At 65.9% G+C, this 18,081-nt stretch carries 16 protein-coding genes; 4 read left to right on the top strand and 12 right to left on the bottom strand.

Features of this window, described 5'->3' with window-relative positions:
- Positions 1–44: 44 nt before the first annotated feature.
- From D3D02_RS11560 to D3D02_RS11525, 8 genes are read right to left on the bottom strand one after another with little or no spacing between them, the layout of a single operon-like run.
- Positions 45–2,135, bottom strand: a complete 2,091-nt coding sequence (locus tag D3D02_RS11560; RefSeq protein ID WP_121570141.1) for a beta-galactosidase — start codon at positions 2,133–2,135, stop codon at positions 45–47.
- A complete protein-coding gene (locus D3D02_RS11555; protein WP_233560638.1) occupies positions 2,132–4,363 on the bottom strand; it encodes a glycoside hydrolase family 36 protein in 2,232 nt (743 codons plus the stop codon). Before D3D02_RS11555 ends, D3D02_RS11560 begins: the two co-directional genes overlap by 4 nt.
- Positions 4,360–5,148, bottom strand: coding sequence for an SDR family NAD(P)-dependent oxidoreductase (locus D3D02_RS11550; protein ID WP_121570140.1), 789 nt, complete (start codon positions 5,146–5,148; stop codon positions 4,360–4,362). Before D3D02_RS11550 ends, D3D02_RS11555 begins: the two co-directional genes overlap by 4 nt.
- A gap of 8 nt (positions 5,149–5,156) precedes the next feature.
- Positions 5,157–6,308 (bottom strand): galactonate dehydratase, encoded by a 1,152-nt coding sequence (gene dgoD, locus D3D02_RS11545; RefSeq protein ID WP_121570139.1) that lies wholly within the window; start codon positions 6,306–6,308, stop codon positions 5,157–5,159.
- Complete coding sequence (locus tag D3D02_RS11540; protein ID WP_121570138.1) at positions 6,305–7,465, bottom strand: ABC transporter ATP-binding protein; 1,161 nt, start codon at positions 7,463–7,465, stop codon at positions 6,305–6,307. The genes dgoD and D3D02_RS11540 overlap by 4 nt, the downstream gene beginning before the upstream one ends.
- Before the next feature lie 3 nt (positions 7,466–7,468).
- Positions 7,469–8,392 (bottom strand): carbohydrate ABC transporter permease, encoded by a 924-nt coding sequence (locus tag D3D02_RS11535; RefSeq protein WP_121570137.1) that lies wholly within the window; start codon positions 8,390–8,392, stop codon positions 7,469–7,471.
- A complete protein-coding gene (locus D3D02_RS11530; protein WP_121570136.1) occupies positions 8,385–9,398 on the bottom strand; it encodes a carbohydrate ABC transporter permease in 1,014 nt (337 codons plus the stop codon). Before D3D02_RS11530 ends, D3D02_RS11535 begins: the two co-directional genes overlap by 8 nt.
- A gap of 9 nt (positions 9,399–9,407) precedes the next feature.
- Entirely contained in the window at positions 9,408–10,784 is a 1,377-nt protein-coding gene (locus D3D02_RS11525) for an extracellular solute-binding protein (protein ID WP_121570190.1), read from the bottom strand.
- A gap of 310 nt (positions 10,785–11,094) precedes the next feature.
- Here D3D02_RS11525 and D3D02_RS11520 point away from each other — a divergent pair, with 310 nt between their 5' ends.
- Together D3D02_RS11520 and D3D02_RS11515 are read left to right on the top strand one after the other, a co-directional pair.
- The gene (locus D3D02_RS11520; protein ID WP_121570135.1) at positions 11,095–11,850 is read left to right on the top strand and encodes an IclR family transcriptional regulator; all 756 of its coding nucleotides are present in this window, start codon (positions 11,095–11,097) and stop codon (positions 11,848–11,850) included.
- A gap of 121 nt (positions 11,851–11,971) precedes the next feature.
- Positions 11,972–12,628: a bifunctional 4-hydroxy-2-oxoglutarate aldolase/2-dehydro-3-deoxy-phosphogluconate aldolase gene (locus tag D3D02_RS11515; RefSeq protein WP_121570134.1), complete on the top strand. Its 657-nt coding sequence runs from the start codon at positions 11,972–11,974 to the stop codon at positions 12,626–12,628.
- A gap of 236 nt (positions 12,629–12,864) precedes the next feature.
- On the opposite strand, the gene D3D02_RS11510 is transcribed toward D3D02_RS11515, so the two are convergent.
- Positions 12,865–13,296 (bottom strand): ester cyclase, encoded by a 432-nt coding sequence (locus D3D02_RS11510; RefSeq protein WP_121570133.1) that lies wholly within the window; start codon positions 13,294–13,296, stop codon positions 12,865–12,867.
- A gap of 184 nt (positions 13,297–13,480) precedes the next feature.
- Here D3D02_RS11510 and D3D02_RS11505 point away from each other — a divergent pair, with 184 nt between their 5' ends.
- Positions 13,481–14,293: a winged helix-turn-helix domain-containing protein gene (locus D3D02_RS11505; RefSeq protein ID WP_121570132.1), complete on the top strand. Its 813-nt coding sequence runs from the start codon at positions 13,481–13,483 to the stop codon at positions 14,291–14,293.
- Between the two features lie 86 nt (positions 14,294–14,379).
- Here D3D02_RS11505 and D3D02_RS20650 read toward each other — a convergent pair whose 3' ends face one another.
- From D3D02_RS20650 to D3D02_RS11490, 3 genes are all read right to left on the bottom strand, one after another.
- On the bottom strand, positions 14,380–14,601 hold the full coding sequence (locus D3D02_RS20650) for a hypothetical protein (protein WP_121570131.1): 222 nt from the start codon (positions 14,599–14,601) through the stop codon (positions 14,380–14,382).
- A gap of 83 nt (positions 14,602–14,684) precedes the next feature.
- The gene (locus tag D3D02_RS11495; RefSeq protein WP_121570130.1) at positions 14,685–15,287 is read right to left on the bottom strand and encodes a helix-turn-helix domain-containing protein; all 603 of its coding nucleotides are present in this window, start codon (positions 15,285–15,287) and stop codon (positions 14,685–14,687) included.
- A gap of 101 nt (positions 15,288–15,388) precedes the next feature.
- Positions 15,389–16,795, bottom strand: coding sequence for a S8 family serine peptidase (locus D3D02_RS11490; protein ID WP_158599359.1), 1,407 nt, complete (start codon positions 16,793–16,795; stop codon positions 15,389–15,391).
- A 201-nt stretch (positions 16,796–16,996) separates the two neighbouring features.
- On the opposite strand from D3D02_RS11490, the gene D3D02_RS20295 reads away from it, so the two are divergent.
- Positions 16,997–18,046: a BGTF surface domain-containing protein gene (locus D3D02_RS20295; protein WP_158599358.1), complete on the top strand. Its 1,050-nt coding sequence runs from the start codon at positions 16,997–16,999 to the stop codon at positions 18,044–18,046.
- The last annotated feature ends 35 nt before the right edge of the window (positions 18,047–18,081 follow it).

The following is an 18,081-nucleotide window of genomic DNA, read 5'->3' as shown; positions in this document are numbered from 1 at the left end:
GAAAACGGAGGGCTCGGGCTCCCGAGGAGGGGCGTGCGCGGCCGCTACTGGACCGACAGGTCGGCCACTGCAGCCCCGACGACGCCGACGCCGTAGCCGGGGATCGACGCGTCGCCGACCTGCCATTCGGCGTCGTCGGGGGCGTCCACCTCGATGGGGTCGCCGCTGAAGTTGAGCACCCACGTGTGGCCGTCGCGCTCGGCGGCGCGGACAGTCTCCGGGAGCCGGTCGCTGTAAGCGACGCCGCCGCGGTCGAGGAGGTCGGTGACGAGCGCGTCCGCCAGATCCGACTCGGGCCAGACGCCGCAGTAGGTGACCGAGCCGTCGCCGACGACGTGGTCGAGTACGGCTGGACGCCCACCGGCCGTTCCAGAGGTGTACTCACCGACCGCATCCGCTGTCTCCGGGCGGAGCCACTCGGCCCACGTCCGGTAGTCGTACGCGTCGCCGCGGTAGGTCAGCGTGGTGTCGACCGACTCGGGGAGACTCTCGTGTTGGTCGACGTGGCCGCCGACGAGCGACGCGAGCGGACCGGGTGCGAGGTCGGACTGGAGTCGATTGCCCGGCAGTTTGTACCCCGAGCGCGGCCCCAGAAGCAGGTGTCCGCCGTCGTCGACGTACGATTCGAGTCGGGTCGCAAGCGACTCGTCCGCGAGGTGGAGCGTCGGTGCGACGACGGCCTCGTAGCCGTCGAGGTCAGTCGCGGGCTCGACGACGTCGACCTGTACGCCTCGCGCTCGGAGGGCGCGGTAGAACGCGCCGACGAGCCCCCAGTAGTCGAAGTCGGGGGAGTGGGGTTGCTCGGCGAGCGCCCACAGGTCGTCGTAGGAGAACGTGAGTGCCACGGGCGCGTCGACACCGTCGAGGTCGCCGAGCGACTCGAACTCCGTGGCCGCGCGAGCGGCGTCCTCGTAGCCGCGGTCGGGCGAGCCGTCGTGTTTCCGCAGGCCGGCGTGGTACTGCTCTTGGCCCTGCCGACAGCGACGCCACCGGAAGTACGAGACGACGTTCGCGCCGTGGGCGACCGCCTGGTGGGCCCAGAGGCGCATCGCTCCCTCGCCGGGTTGCGGGCAGCGCGGCGGCCAGTTGACGTCACCGGGCTGTTGTTCCATCACCCAGAAGCCGGCCGGGCCCCGGTAGAGGTCGTGGTTGAGGCTCACCTGGTCGGGATCGCCCGCGCGGAGGCGGTCCTCGGTGACCGATTCGGTATTTCGGTCCTGTGCGAAGCCAGTCGGATAGGAGTCCCAGGTGGCGAAATCCAGCGATTCAGAGACGCTGAAGGCGTCGAGGGTGTCGAAGTGACCCATAAAGTTGTGCGTCACGAACCACTCGTCGTTCGCCTCACGGAGAACGTCCGCCTGCATCTCGTTGTAGTCGACGACGCTCGCGTTGGCGAAGCGCGCGTAGTCGAGCAGTCGCGAGGGGTGGTGTTCGGCCGCGGTGTGTCGCGGCGGCTGGAGTGCTGCGAAGGAGCCGTACTGCTGGCTCCAGAAGGTCGTGCCCCACGTCTCGTTGAGGTCGTCGACGCTCTCGTAGCGGTCGCGACACCACTCGCGGAACGCCGCGGCGCAGTCGTCGCAGTAGCAGCGGACCGTGTGGTGACAGCCGTACTCGTTGTCCGTCTGCCAGCCGACCACCGCGTCGACGTCCGCATAGTGCTCGGCCATCCGCCGAGCGACCCGTTTGCTCTCCTCGCGATACACCGGCGAGTTGAAGCAGTAGTGACGGCGACTGCCGAACTCGCGGGTCGTCCCGTCGGGCTCTTCCTGCAGGATCTCGGGATACTCGTCGATCAGCCACTTCGGCGGCGTCGCCGTCGGCGTACAGAGGACGACATCGATGCCGGCGTCGCCGAGCAGCGAGACGGCGGTGTCGAGCCACTCGAAGTCGAACGCGCCGCGTTCGGGTTCGAGCCGCCCCCACGAGAACTCGGCCATCCGCACGACTTCGATGCCGGCCTCGGCCATCTGTTCGACGTCCGTCTCCCAGCGCTCGCGCGGCCAGTGCTCCGGGAAGTAACAGACGCCGATGCAGGGCGTCGCCGTCGCCGACGCGTCCGACGCAGTGAGTGCGGGTGTCGGGCGGGCGGCCTCGTCGCTGTGCTCCTCGGAATCTCCGTCTGTGTCGTCAGTCATTCTCGTGTCTCGAATTCGAACTCGTTCGTGCCCGGTGCGGCGGTGAGTGTGATGGCATCGACGCCGTCAGCGGCGCCGGTACTGGTGTGCTCACTGTCGGAGTCGTTCCGGTCAGACTCACACAGTCGCCACGACTCCGGCACAGCAACGACCAACTCCATCGGCCTGTCGGCGTCGAGCCGCACCGACAGCGTGCCGTCGGCCCAGGTGACGTCGGCCACTTGCGATCCGGCGTTCGCGAGGTGATCCGCGCCGACGACCGTCGGGCGAGGATCGGGTGGGGCAGCCGTACAGTGGACGAGCAGGCAGCCGTGCGGGGCGACCTCGCGCTCGACTGGCCCACGGGCGAGACCGTTCGGCGAGTCGGTCGGTCCAAGCGCCGTCCAGGTGAACGCCGGTCGGTCCGAGTCCTGTGAGTCACCGGAATCGACGTACGCTGAAGGGTCGACGCGAACCCGACGCGGTTCGTCGCTCCAGTTGAACGCCGCGACGGCGACCGCCCCGTCAGCGGGGCGCTCGCAGACGACGCGGTCGGGGAACTCACCGTCGCCGACGCCGTGGACGCGGCCGTCCTCAACTGGTGGGAGCGTGCGCTCGAACAGCCGCCGGCCTGCGTCGTCGATCTCCGCGACGGCGTCGCTGAGGAAGTTCGACCCGCCCGTGAGTGCGACGAGCGCGGCGAAGGATTCCTGTTCGGGAACGGTGAGTTCCGTGGTTTCGCGCACGAGCTGGCAGTCGGGATCGTTCACCCACAGCCGGCGGTGACAGAACTGCCGGTTGAGGACGTTGCGGACGGCGTTCTCGTGGGCGGGTTGGCTCGCGCTGTCGCCCTCGCGCCGCCAGTAGGGCGCGGTGTCCGGCCCGATCCGCATCGCGTCGACGAGGCCGACGCTGGGGAAGCCGGGTGCCCCGCAGCCGAGGATGAAGGCGTCGCCGACGGCCTCGCGAATCGTCTCCAGACCGTGCCGATACGCTTCGGCTCGCGTCACGTCGCCGTGTCTGTCGCCTGGCAGGGCCGCGGCGTAGAGGAAGTCGAGTTTGAGGTACTCGAAGCCCCACTCTTCGACGACGGTCGCGAAGGTCTCGCGGAGCCAGGCGGTCACCTCGGGGTGCGTCGTATCCAGTGCGTACATCGGGCCGTGGCGCGCGCCGGCGTCGACGGGGTCACCCGCGTCGGTCAGCAGCCACTCGGGATGTTCGCGCGCCAGTCGTGAGTCGGCCTGGACGTAGAACGGCGCGAGCCACAGTCCGGGTTCGTAGCCCGCGGCCGCGACGTCGTCGCGCAGATCGCGCATCGACTCGAAGCCGTCGGCGAGCGTCCGCCAGTCGCCGAAGGCGGTCTCGTAGCCGTCGTCGAGTTGGACGACGTCGAGGTCGACGTCCCACTCGTCGAGGTCCGCGACGTTCGTTCGGACGTCGTCTGCAGTCACGTCGGTGAAGTAGTGGTACCACGAGCACCAGCCAGTGGGTGCCGTCTCGGGAACGCGCGCGTCCATCCGCTCGCCGACGTCGGCCGCGAGCGATTCGAGCCCCGCCGAGAGCGACTGACCCGCGTCGATCCGGAGCGTCGCACTCTCGCGTCGCTCACCGGGGCCGATCGCGACCCCGTCGAGCGGGCAGAGCGCCGTGAGCGCGGTCTGGTCTGCGTCGCGGTCGGCGCGAAGGTCGAACCGCGTCAGCGACGCGTCGTGATCGAGGAAGCCGAGCGTCAGCGTCCCCGGATCGCCAGTCAGCGCCGTGACGGCGTGGCTCGTCAGCGCGTCGTCCGGCGCGGCGAGATCGACCATTTGCGGGCGGCTCTTTGGAGTCTCCTCGGGGAACCGCTCGTCGAGTCGGAGCGTCGCCGTCGGCGACCACGACTGGTAGCCGTGGACGAAAACGCGGTCGGCGGGGCCGAACGGAACGGTCCCGTCGAGCACCTCGATCGCGTCGAGGCGAACGGGCTCTCTCGTGCGGTTCTCGACCGCGACGGTCAGGTCGATAGCATCGCCGCCGTGATCGCCACGGTCTCGATCCGCGGCTTCGACCGACACGTCGACGACGAGTCCATCGCGGTCGCCGTCGCTGTGGGCGTCCTCGTTGTCGGCGAGTCGGAGCCCGAGGGACCCCGAAAAGAGCGTTTTCGGAGTTACGTCCGAATCCAGGGCATCGGCACCAGCTTCGATCGTGAGCCGACCGGTGTCGGGATCGTACGCGACCGCGGTGTGTCCGAGGTCGACCCGCGTCACTCCTGTCCCTCCCGGCGAGCGCGATAATCAGGTAACGTATTGTCCTGCATCACGGCCGTGCGACCGCCGTCGACCAGGAGGTTCGCGCCCGTGACGAAGCCGGCCTCGTCGCTCGCGAGGAACGCCACCGCGGCGGCGACGTCTTCGGGCGTGCCGATTCGGCCCACGGGGTGGATCGACTCGATCTCGCGGCGGTCGGCGTCGTCCATCTCCGCGAGCGTCCGCTCGATGGCGACCCAACCGGGGTTGACGGTGTTGACCCGGATGTGCGGGCCGAGATCGAGCGCCATCGCGCGCGTCATTCCGTTAATGCCCGCTTTCACGGCGTTGTACGGGAACATCCCGGGCATCGTCAGGAACGCGTGATTCGAGGAGGTGTTGACGATCGCTCCCCCGTCCATCCGCGCGGCCGCTTCCTTGGCACACAGCCAGAACGACCGGAAGTCCGTCTCGACGACGAACTCCCAGTCCTCGCGCGTCGCCTCCGTGACGCCGGTGTTCGTCTCGACGCCGGCGTTGTTCACGAGCACGTCGAGGCCGCCGTAGGTGTCGACGGTCGCATCGAACAGCGCGGCGATGTCGTCGGGGTCGCGCATATCGGCGCGGACGAACGCCGCCTCGCCGCCGTCCGCTTCGATTTCGGCGACCGTCGCCTCGCCTGCGTCACGGGTGCGGCCCGTGACGACGACCTTCGCGCCCTCGCTGGCGAGTCGCTTCGCGACGCCCGCGCCGATGCCGCGGGTCGAGCCAGTGACGACGGCGACGCGGTCGGTGAATCGTTCCATCCCCACAGTCACCACTCCGCGACGCTGCCGTCCTCGTGCCGCCAGACGGGGTTGTGCCAGTCGACCTCGTCGGCGAGGTCGCGGACGCGCCGCTCGTCGATCTCGATCCCGAGGCCGGGATCGGTCGGCAGTTCGACGTAGCCGTCGCGGTACTCGAACACCGAGGGGTCCGCGAGGTAATCGAGGACGTCGCTCTGCTCGTTGTAGTGGATGTCGAGGCTCTGCTCTTGGATGAGCACGTTCGGCGAGCAGGCGTCGACCTGCACGCAGGCCGCGAGCGCGATCGGTCCGAGCGGGCAGTGCGGGGCCATCGCCACGTCGTAGGCCTCGGCCATCCCGACGATCTTCTTCACTTCGGTGATGCCGCCGGCGTGTGAGAGATCCGGCTGGATCACGTCGACTGCGCCGTCCTCGAAGACCTCCTTGAAGTCCCAGCGGGAGTACATCCGCTCGCCCGTCGCGATGGGCGTCGTCGTGTGCTCGGCGAGCTCCGGCAGACAGTCGTTGTGTTCGGGCAGTACCGGCTCCTCGATGAACATCGGATCGTACGGCTCAAGCGCCTTCGCGAGACGCTTGGCCATCGACTTCGAGACGCGACCGTGGAAGTCGACGCCGATGTCGACCTCGGGGCCGACGGTCTCGCGGACGGTGGCGATCCGTTCGCGCGCGGCGTCGATCGCGCCGGGGGTGTCGATCCGGCGAAGTTCCGCCGTCGCGTTCATCTTGAGCGCGCTGAACCCCTCGTCGACCTTCTCCTGGGCGGCCTGTGCGACGCCTTCGGGCCGGTCGCCGCCGACCCACTGGTAGACGCGTACGCGATTGCGTGCGCGACCGCCGAGCAAGTCGTAGACGGGCGCACCGAACTCCTTGCCCTTGAGGTCCCACAGCGCCTGGTCGATGCCCGCGATGGCGGACATCAAGACCGGCCCGCCGCGGTAGAACCCGCCGCGGTACATCGTTTGCCAGTGGTCCTCGATCGGCGCGGGGTCTTCACCGAGGAGGTAGGTGTCGAGGAGTTCCTCGACGGCCGTCTCGACCGTTCGCGCGCGGCCCTCGACGACGGGTTCGCCCCAGCCGACGCGGCCGTCGCTGGTCTCCAGCCGGAGGAAGAGCCACCGCGGCGGGACCTGATAGAGATCGTAGTCGACGATGCGGGTCATTCGACCGCCTCCTCGAGCGCCTCGTCGGTCTCACTCGGCCGGGTGTCCGTGTCGGCTCCCCGGTCTGGAATCTCGCCGTCGTCTTTCGTCTTCAAGGCATCGCCGGTGTCGGGATCGAACAGATACAACGCCGATTCCTCGAAGGCGAACTCGACCGTCTCGTCGGGTTGCGGCCGCTTCGTGGGGTCGATACGGGCCGTGATATCGTGATCGCCGAGCGTGGTGTAGAGGAAGTTCTCGTTGCCCATCGGTTCCAGAACGTTCGCGACCATCGGAATACCGTCGTCGACGAGGGTGATGTCCTCGGGACGGATTCCCACGCGGACCGTATCGAGGCCCTCGACTGGCGAGGCATCCGAGAGGTGGTAGGTGAACCCGCCCGGACCGTCGAGGCGCGAGCCGTCGACGGTGGCTTCGAAGACGTTGATGCTCGGCGAGCCGATGAAGTCCGCGACGAACTCGTTGACCGGGGACCGATAGACCTCTTCGGCGGTCCCGACCTGCTGGAGTCGGCCATCGTTCATCACCGCGATCCGATCGCCCATCGCCATCGCTTCGGTCTGATCGTGCGTCACGTACACCGTCGTCACGTCGAGATCGTGCTGCAGCGTCTGCAGTTCCGTCCGCATCTGCGAACGGAGCTTCGCGTCCAGGTTCGAGAGCGGTTCGTCCATCAGGAACGCCGCCGGATCACGGACGATCGCGCGGCCGAGCGCGACTCGCTGCTGCTGGCCGCCGGAGAGTTCCTTCGGCTTGTCGTCCAACAAGTCCTCGATACCGAGCATCGCGGCGACGTCTTCGACCTGTTGGTCGATCTCGGCCGCCGACTGCTGGGTCGACAGTTTCAGCCCGAAGCCGATGTTGTCTCGGACGTCCATATGGGGGTAGAGCGCGTAGTTCTGGAAGACCATCGCCACGTCGCGTTCGCGGGCCCTGAACTCGGTCACGTCGCGGTCGCCGAACAGAATCCGACCGCTCGTGACGTCTTCGAGCCCCGCGATACAGCGCAGTGTGGTGGTCTTCCCGCAGCCGGACGGCCCCACGAGGACGAGGAACTCGCCGTCTTCGATCTCTAGATCGACGTCCTCGACCGCGAGGACGGCCTCCTCGCCGGAACCGAACTCCTTCCGTACCGTATCTAATGTGATGCCTGACATAGTTTACTCCTTGACAGATCCTGCGAGAATCCCGCTGACGAACTGTTTCTGTAGGAACAGGAACAGTATGAAGATCGGGATGATCGAAAGCGTTGCAGCGACCATAATCTGGTCGTAGTAGACGCGCTGGGCGCCGACGAGCTGATTGATCGCGACCGGGATCGTGTACTTGCCCTGATCGAGGATGACGAGCGGGAACAGAAAGAGGTTCCACTGGAACAAGAACAGAATGATCGACAGGGCCGCCAGCGACGACTTCATCGTCGGCAGCGCGATCTTGTAGAACAGTTGGAACTCGGTCGCGCCGTCCATTCGCGCGGACTCCAAGAGGGCATCGGGGATCGAGCGCATATTCTGGCGCATCAGGAAGATCCCGAGCGGGTTCGCCGCCCACGGGAGGATGATCGCCCAGTAGTTGTTCGTCAGCCCGAGTTGGCTCATAAGCAGGAACAGCGGGATGACGAGCAACTGAATCGGGAGGATCAGGGTCGCCAGGATGGCGTAGAAGATCGGCTTCTTGAACCGGAACTCGTACTTTGCGAAGGCGAAGCCGGCCATCGAACAGAGCAAGAGCGACAGCAGCGTGTAGACGCCCGCAACGAAGATACTGCTCTCGATCGCACCCATATTCCAGAGGTTCCAGAAGTCGTAGGCGATGTAGAACGGTCCCAGATCGATATAGTGGGTCATCTCGCCGACGTGGCCGACGAACTGAACGTTCTCGCGCGCCTGCAACGACTGGAAGTTCGCGAAGAAGCTATCGCCCGGGGCGAGCCGCGGCGACGTCGACGAGAGGAACTGCGACTCCTTGAGCGTCGACGCGACGAAGATCCAGTACAGCGGCACGAGCGTCAGGATCGCACCGAGGAGGATGAACGCGTACGTGAGGAACTGCCAGACCGCCTCGCGGCGAGTCTCTTCACGCATCGCTCTCACCTCCGACGTTGAGCTGGATCGCCGAGAGGACGCTCACCACGCCGATGAGGACGTACGTGAGCGCGCTGGCGTACCCGAGACGGAAGTCGATGAACGCCGTCTGGTAGATGTACTGGACGATGGTGATCGTCGAGTCCAGCGGCGCGCCGCCGCCGTTGATGATGACCGGTTCGCTGAACAGTTTGAACGTCCCGATCGTCGACGTCACGAAGACGAAAAGCAGGACGGGGCGCAGTTGCGGGACGGTGACGTACCGGAACTTCTGGATCCGGGTCGCGCCGTCGATTTCGGCCGCCTCGTAGAGCTGCTGGGGGATGTTCTGCAGCCCCGCGAGCAGGATGATCATATTGTAGCCGGTCCAGCGCCACGTGACCGCGCCGACGATCGTCATTCGCGACCAGAACGAACTGGTCAGCCACGGGATCGCCGGGAGGCCGATCGACGTCAGGACGTAGTTGATGAGTCCCGCATCCTGCATCATCAGGAGGAACACCGTCGAGTACGCGACGAGGTTGGCCGAGACCGGCAGCGCGAGCACGGTCCGGAAGACGCCGCGGAGTCGGACGAACGAGGCGTCTAGCGCGACGGCGAAAAGCAGCGCGAGCGCCACCATCAGCGGGACCTGGACGACGAGAATGAACGTCGTATTGAAAAGCGCCTGGTGGAACAGCGTGTCCGAAAACATCGCGATGTAGTTCTCCAGGCCGATGAATCGCAGGTCCGCGATGCTCGTCAACCGGTAGCTGAAAAAGCCGGTATCGATCCACAGGAGCGTGTCGTTGCCGACCCCCTCGAAACGGAAGAACGAGAGGTAGAACGTGTAGACGATCGGGAACGCGAGGAAGATCCCGAAGAGGAGAAACGCCGGGAGCAAGAACAGATACCCGACGATCCCCTCACCCGGCGTTGGCAGTCGCTCGCCGACCGACTGGCGGGCGAACCGCAAGCGGTCGCGTAACGACGGCTCCGTCCCCGAGAGAGAGTCGCGAGTGGCCATCGGTCGTCCTCAGGCGAGGTCGCGATCAGTTCGGTCAGCCACCTGTGACGCCGCGGCGTCGACGGCCTCTTTGGGCGTCTTGTCGCCGGCCATCATATCTCGGAAGTGCGTGTTGATCGCCTTGGTGACTTCGGGCGTGTCGATCGTGTAGCGGTAGGGTTTGATGTTCGGCGCGATCTCCGCGAACATACGGCCCGCAGGCTGTCCGTCGAGGAACGCGTGCGGGTCGTCGTAGGCCTCGGATTCGTAGGTCGTCTCCAGTGCCGGGAAGAGACCGTACTCGCGGTACATCGTGAGCTGGCTCTCCTCGCGACCGAGGGCGTAGGCCATATAGTCCCACGCGCGCTTGGCCTTCTCTTCTGAGACCTGCGCGGGAATCGTGAGGTTCGAGCCGCCCCAGTTGGTCGCGCGGGAGCCACCGGATTCGACCGCCGGCGGCTTGAAGACGCCCCAGTTTCCGGACGTGTCGCCGAGTTCGGCCTTCAGCGTGCCCTCCATCCACGCACCGGCGGTCAGGCTCGCAGTCGTCCCGTCGCCGAACGCCGTGAACCACGACGACGACCACGAGGCGAGGTCGTTTGCGACGCCCGAGTCGCGGATGCGCTTGAGGATGCGGGCCACCTGCAGGCTCTTGTCGGAGGCGATGTTGACCGCGCCGTTCTGCGTGAACGGCTGGCCGCCGATCTGCCGGAACATCATCCGCCAGAGGCCGTCGTAGTCGTTCGACGGGAGGTTGAGCAGATACTGATCGTCCGGGAGCTTCTTGCCCTCCTCGATGTACTGGTCCCACGTCTCGACGCTCTCGACGTCGATGTCGTACTCGTTCATCACGTCGCGGCGGTAGAACGTCCCGACCGGGCCGATGTCCCACGGGAGCGCGTAGGTGCCGCCGTCCTTCTCCAGCGGGCCCCACTTCCCGGAGACGAAGTCGCCCTTGATGCCCGCCTCGTCGAGCCAACCGGAGATGTCGCGCAGGCCGCCCGTGTCGACCCACGAAGCGGCGTCGACGCTCTCCATCATCGAGGCTGCCGGCGCGCCGGAGCCGGAGAGAAGGGTCGATTTGAACTTGTCTTTCAGGTCGGACCGACCGATCTGGTTGATCGAGACGTCGCCGCCGTTGGCTTCCTCGTAGGGTTCATCGAGGAGGTTCAGGGCCTTCGCCGCGACGTCCCAGCCCCACACCTCGGCCGACTGCGCCATCGCCGCCTGGGCGGCCGTCGTTGTCGACCCGCCCGCGTCCGTGCTGCCGCCGCTCGCCTGCGTCGCCGTCGAGTCGGACGAGGGATCGCCCGTGCCGACACAGCCCGCCAGACCCGCGAGGCCCGCGAGGCCAGCACCCTTGAGGACGTTACGACGACCGACCGATCTTCTGTCATCATTTGTCATACTGAGTCTCACATCACACATAGGAGATTATATACTTAAAAGTTTGGTATATTAGTCTGTGAAACCCCGTTAGGAGGCTTCTAAAGCTGTTTTTACATAGGTGGAAGTATGTATTCATAACAAACTCGTTTGTTAATAGTGAACGGTAGCGAAAGGGACCGAAGTCGAATTACGGTTGTTTGAGGCGCTCTACCCGGTCGATATCGCAAATTCTGCCGCCCGAATAACCTTCACAATCTATCATAAATTCGCTCGTTTTGTTTTCCATCGCTGAACAGTATTTAAGTAGTTCCGGAACTGAGACGGATTCGTGACCGAGTATCCAGTCGGCGCAACGCACACCACAGCTCGGATCGTGAGCGCACTCGCCGGCGGGCGGGAGGCCGGGGTAACGGAACTCGCAGAAGAATTGTCGGTCTCGAAAGCGTCGGTGCACAACCACCTCGTCACGCTGGAACGGCTGGGTGTCGTGCTTTCATCGAACGGTCGGTACCGACTCGGACTGCGATTTCTGGACCTCGGGATCGGTGTCCGAGACGGGATGACACTGTACCAGACGGCGTATCCGGAAGTGAACGGGCTCGCCGAATCCACCGGCGAGTCGACGGCACTCGTCGTTCCTGAACACGGAGAAGCCGTCCACGCGGCCGTCGAAGACGCCGAACGCAACGATCGCCGAATCAAATTGGGGAGCCGACTCCCGCTGCACGCGACCGCCGCCGGAAAGCTGATTCTCGCGTACCGATCGCGGGACGAGGTCGAGGCGTACGTGGAGACGCACGGGCTCGACAGACTGACCGACCGGACGGTCCAGTCGCCGTCGGACTTGCGCGACGAACTGCGGTCGATCGCCGACCGCGGGCTCGCGTTCGACCGCGGCGAGGTTTGGGAGGATATGCGCTCTGTCGCCGCACCGATTCGACAGGGGGAACGTGGTGACGCACTCGCCGGCGCAGTGGCGGTCCTCGGCCCCGCCGAGCGGCTCTCTGGCAAGCGCCTCGAAGAGGACCTTCCCGGACTCGTCCTCAGCGCGGCCAAACGGGTCGAGCTCGATCTCGCTGACTAGGATATTCAGTAATGATGAACAGAGATTGGCTTCCAATCTTTGTTCACTAAAGCCGAACAGAGAGCGAACTGGACGCGCTGTTCGTCGGTCGATTTATCACCGTCACTCGACAGGGAGGCGTATGAGCCGACACCGACATACCGACCTCGCGCGCCTGCTCGACACCGGAATCGTGGGGATTCTCCGGGGCGTGCCGGCGCCGAAGACGGTCGACGTGGTCGACGCGCTCGTCGCTGGCGGCGTCGACGTGGTGGAAGTGACCGCCGACACGGACGGCGCACTGGAGACGATCAGCCGTGTGAGCGACGCTTTCGACCGGTCCGAGGTGCTCGTCGGAGCGGGGACCGTTCTCGACGCCGAAACGGCGGGCGCGGCGCTCCGGGCGGGGGCGGAGTTCGTCGTCACGCCCAGTTTCGATCCGGAGGTCGTAGCGACCTGCAATCGGTACGGTGCCGTCGTCGCGCCTGGCGTGATGACGCCGACGGAAGCCGTCGACGCCTACGAGGCGGGCGCTGACCTGCTGAAGATCTTCCCCGCGTCGACGCTCGGGCCCGGCCACGTCAGCAGTCTCAAGGGGCCACTCACACACCTGCCGCTGCTGCCGACCGGCGGCGTCTCGCTGGACAACGTCGGGGACTTCATCGAGGCCGGCGCCGACGGCGTCGGGGTCGGCAGTTCCCTCGTCGATTCAGACGCCGTCGCGGCGGGCGACTACGAGGCGATCACCGAGCGCGCTGCGGCATTCCGCGAGGCGATCGAAGACGCACGCGCGGAGTGAGGTCTGGAACGACGGACGCGACGGGGACGACAGACGCGACGCGAGAGCGTGAGTGACGGGAGCGTGAAAATCGGTAGCCGACAGCCGGCTACCCATTTTGGATTCTTACTGGCTAATCGGCCACGAATAGTGGATCTGTCGATCAGACGTTTAGTCTCATAGGATTATCGTAACTGTTCGGAGATTCTCGCTGTACCGTCCGGCGAGACATCTATGGAGACGTACGATAACCCCTATCAGTCTTCTGTGAGACCAAGTTGTTCGGGCACCCCCTGCGGGTTGTGGTAGAGCCGTTGTTCCTGCACTTTGCCGTCTGCGATTATATCCTTCCCCATACCTTTGAACTCGATCTCGCGCCCGGTCGGTGGGACGCCTTTGAACTCCCCTTCGTGTGTTCCCGTTATCGTCCACTCTTTCATCACGATTCCGTCACCCACGAGCAGATCATCAGCGACGACGTACCAGTCAGGAAACGCCGATCGGACCTTCCGAAGGTACGCTTCGAATGCCTCGCGTCCGTGAAGTTCGCCTTCGGGAAGCGACGGATTGTAGAAGGTAATCGACTCGGCAACCACGTCTAGCTTCGAGAGGTTACCGTTCCACAGATCCTCGAAGTCTTGGTAGGTGTTCAGGGTCTGTTCGTGCTCGGTGGTGCTGGCTTTCGACATACGCCGGCTCACCCGGTTTAGACTCGGAGACACGAGAGGATAGTGTTATTCGATAAGAACGTTCCCAACCCCTGCGAACGTTTGCGCCCCGTGCCATAGTTGTCGGATACTCTCGCAGCTTTCGATATTCTCCCGCTTGTTTCCCGGGCCAACTATTAGATAGAATCTGATCGTAGTCTCTTCTATGACAACAGATGACATAGAGCCCGCGTTGGAGGCCATTCAGTTCTTTGCGAATTCGGCCAACAGCGTCCGGGTGTTCGAGGCGCTTGCCAACGGGGTGACGACGAGTAGTGCCCTCGCCGAGCGCACGGGTGCATCCCGATCAACGGTTGCACGGATCCTCGACGAGGGGGAATCGCGCGGATGGGTCCAATCCGAGGGGAGTCGATACGAGCTCACGTATATGGGAGACCTCATGATTGAGGAGTTTCACACCCACTTGGAGACAGTCGAAGGAACGCAGCAACTCAGGGACGTGGTCAATCACCTCCCGGAACCGGCCCGGAAACTGGATATTCGCCACCTCCGCGACGCCAAGATCACAACCCCGTCTCCGGAGTGGCCGCAGGCTCATTTCAAACGGGCACTGGAGCTGTACCAGACGGGCGAAACCTACCGGGGGCTCACACAGGTCGCTCCGGAGATAATCGTCCGAACGCTTGCGGATGCCGTCGAACGAGGGCAATTGGAACTCGAAGGAGTCATCGAAGCCGCATTCATCGAGGAGCTTCACGGCAATCCAGAACGGGCAGCTCCGTGGCACACGTTCGCCGATCAGGTGTGGGTGTACGACGGTCACATCCCGGTCAATATGCATCTCATCGATGGACGAGTAGTGCTGTGGCTTGGTCGGACAGAGGGCGACCGAGTGCGTGAGGGAGAGGGATTGTTAGAAAGTGAGCATCCGGATGTGGTGTCGTGGGCAGAGTCACTCTACAAAGAGTACAAATCGGAGGCCGAACCGCTCGATCCAACGACGTTGCCAGAGAGCTAACAGGATCGTTCTGCGGCCAGAGTCAAGCACCACACCGACGCAGATTACAACTTAATTTAGATCAGATCTGCAGAAAATAATAGAGTTCACCCGACGAACTCGTTCGCGCCGAATGCCTGGGCGTACCGCGGAATGACCGGGATGAGGATCCCGAACCCCAGCAGGTCGATGAAGATGACGAGAAAGAGCGTGCCGACGATGCGACCGCGGTTCTTCGGCGTTTCGACGTCGGCGGCGTCGTCAGCGCCATTGGGGGACAGCGTCCCGGCGTCGCTGTCGTTGCAGTCCGGTGGTTTCGGGTCACTCACGGCCTAAAGGACCCCCGAACCATACCGCTTGCGCTGTGAGCGCGCGTCGGTCCCCGGGAGCGGGCGACCGCCCCCGTCTCCTCTCAAGCCCGAGTGAGCGCGGCAGCGACGAAGACAGCGAGACCGCCGAGGAAAAAGAGCAGCCCCGGTTCGGCGAGGAGGAGGACGCCACGGAGCAGCACGTTCCCGTCGGCGACACCGAGGCTGGCGGGCTCGAAGAGCGACGAAGCGGGGCCGCCGAGGAAGCGTTCGGCAGCGATCTGTACGGCGAGGCTCGTCAACGCGAGAACCGAGAGTCCAGTCGCCCAGTCCGCGAGCGACCGTCTGAGCGTTCCGCGCTGTGCGGGCGAGGAGTCCCCGACGAAGACGATCGGATCGGCCGCCGGCCCGTACACGGTCATCTCGTTGCCTTTCTCCGAGAGACGCGTCCCGACCGACTCGACGACGCCTGCAGACTGGAGTTTCGAGAGGTGGTAGTGAACGTTCTGCACGGAGGTATCGAGGTCACGGGCCAGTTCGGACGGTGGCGCGGGGTCGTCGTGAAGTGCACTGAACAGTTCACGCGCCGTTTTCGAGCTCAGTGCGTCGACGAGTTCGCCGGCGTCCTCGTCGGCGACGTCGACGACGGCCGGCGTGGCGTCGGGCGAGCGAGTCCGGTCGCCCAGTCGCGCGATCGGGGAGGACATCCTTGAGTAGACGTACGGCGACCGGGTCCATCAATGTCCGCGTAACTTAAGCGGCTCTTTGAGTCGTAGAAAAGCAGGGGCGAGCGATGCGGGCCCCGCCGTTACCGAGCGCGTACCCGCTGGACGGCGGCGACGACGTCGAGTCGGCCCCAGCCGCTGGAGAGATCCCGACCTGAACGGCCGAGATCCCCGGCCGAGCGACGTAGCACCTCGGTGACGTCGCGGGGCGAGAGCGCCGGGTCGATACCGCGAAGCAGCGCCGCCACGCCGGCGGCGCGTGCTGCCGCCGCCGACGTCCCCGGGCGACCGTCAGCGACCCACGGGCGCGGCGGCGCAACCACGTCGACGCCGACACCACCCTGGGGCGTCGGTCCACGTCCGCTGTACGGCGAAACGGGGTCGGGAAGCGCGGCGTCCGAGGCAGTCGCGGTCGCGTGCCCCGGAGGCGCTGCGTCGCGATCGGTCTCAGTGACGCCGACGCCAACGACGCCAGGGACGCTCGCTGGGGCGGCGATGCTCCCGAGCGGTCGCGCGGGGGAGAGCGCGTGCGTGGGCGTCGTCACTTCGACGCGACCGGTGCCGGCCGCCGAGTCCCTCTCTGCAGACGGCGAAAACGAGGACGTTCGGCCAGCCGGGCGGACGACGAGCGCGTACTCGGCGTCCGAGAGGTCGGCGACGAGTCGCTGCCCAGCCCGCGACGCGACGGGCTGGGAGACGGCGACGAGGTTCCAGCGCTCGCCGCCGTCGACGGCGCGCAAGAGTGCGAGCGTCAGATCGACGCCCAGCGAGGGGTTGGTGACGAGCCACGCGAGGAAACGACCGGAAAGAGAATCGGCGGCCGACAGCGCCGTGATTCGAAGTCGCCGGCGGCTGTCCGGGCCGTCGCCGGCCAGTGCGGCGTACGGCCCGCGCCAGTGTCCGAGCGCAGCGTTTCCGGTCGGAGCCACGACGACGGTTCCCGAGTCGATCGCCCGTCGCGTCGCACGGTACACGTCCGATTGTGGCGTCGCCGCGGTTCCGTGGGCCGCAACCGGCGCGAGTACGACATCGACATCGCCCGTGCGGCACCAGTCGATGGCCGCGACGAACTCCTCGGGCGTGCGGAACGAGGCGAGGAGGACGCGCGCGTCGGGCGCGAGGCGAGCAACCGACGCCGCCGCGGCAGTGCCGTGTGTCGTCCGGTCGACGACGGCGCGTTCGGCGCCGAACTGTCTGATGTCTGCGACTGCGCCAGCGAGCGCCGCGTGCGTGGGGTCGAAGCCGGTCGGATCGAGAACGGCGACGCGAACCCCCGAACCGGTGACGCCAGCGTCGTGAACGCGGCGGATCGGGTCGGCGTCGTCCCCGGGCGCACCGCGCTCTGGGCGGTCATCCGAACGGTTCGCTGAACTTGTGGCGACGGACAGTCCGCGCGCGCTCAACACGCTCAACGCCGCCGCACCGCCGACCGTCAGCGCGCGGCGGCGGCTGACGCGAAACCCGGGTCCGTCCCGTCGGTCACTCGTCACGACGTCGATACTCCAGTCCGCTGACGTTTGAATCTCCCGGATCCACAAGTAGCGTAAACCGCTCTCGAAGTTATCGGGTATTCTTAATCGGATGCACTCGTCAGTGGGCCTGTATGCCCTCCAGATTAGTGCGAACGGACGTTGCAGTGCAGTCGATCGAGCCGTCGAGCGGCGAGACGGCCCGACCAGCGGAGGTAACGGATGCGTAGCACCCGGCCGATACTGCTCGCGCTCGTCGTTCTGACTGCGGCACTCGGACCCGCGGTCCTCGCGTCGCCGGCCGCCGCGGAGTCGACCGCGACGGCGTCTGCCACCGCGGACTCGGCGATCACTGTCGAGCACGACGGCGACCGCGTGACCGTCGCGAACGGAACGTCACAGGTTGTGCGCGGAACAGCGGACGCCCCGGTGGGGACCGAAGTGCTCGTTCGCGTCCGCTCGTCCGGCGACACCACGCCGCGATTCCTGAAGAGGGCGACTGGCGTCGTGACCGAGAACGGGACGTGGGCGGTCGCGTTCGACTTCTCGGAACAGTACGCCGGTAACACCTTTGCGCTGAGCGCCCGCTTTGAGGACGGCTCCGCCGAGGCAGCGGTCGACGGCGAGGTGGTCGCCTGCGAGGGTGACTGCGCCGAGACCCCGCCGAGCGGAACGCCGACGCCGATTCCCGAACAGACGCCGACGCCGACGCAGACGGCCCAGGCGACGGCTCCGGTCGCGTTCGGTGAGAACATCTTCGTCGTCGACGCTGGCGGCGTGGCAGCGATCCCGCTCACCTTCGACGAGCGCGACGAAGCGGTCGTGGTGCTCGGGAACGAGACCAAATCCAACTACGAACTCGAAGCGCTCGTCCGCGACGAGGACGGCGACGGACAGGCCGTCCTCTACGTCGACACCTCGCTCGCCGGGCGCGGTGGCGAGACGCTCAGCACCTCCGGCGGCGATAGCGTGGAGGTGCGCTCGGAGACGTCGCTCGATTCGATGCTCGACCCGGCGACGTACGACGTATCCCTGTACGCCGGCGGCGAACGGACCGCCCGGCCCGCCGACGTGGGGAGTCTCGTCGTTCAGGCGGCCGACACACCGACGACGTCGGCAGCAGACACCGCGGACGCCTCGCCCGCGACACAGACACCGGCCGCGACCGGAACGACCGGCACCGGCTTCGGCTCCATCGCGATGGGCGCCATCGTCAGCGGCGCGTTCCTCGTCAGTGGCGCGGTCCTCGCCGCGGTGCTACTCAAGAAGTAGAGACTTCGTGTAATCCAGATATCAATCTGCCGCTG

Origin of the sequence: Halobellus sp. Atlit-38R (genome assembly GCF_003665925.1) — an archaeon.
GTDB lineage: Archaea > Halobacteriota > Halobacteria > Halobacteriales > Haloferacaceae > Haloquadratum > Haloquadratum inordinatus.
Note: the sequence above shows the minus strand (reverse complement) of the source record. Positions and strands in the feature narration are given on the sequence as shown.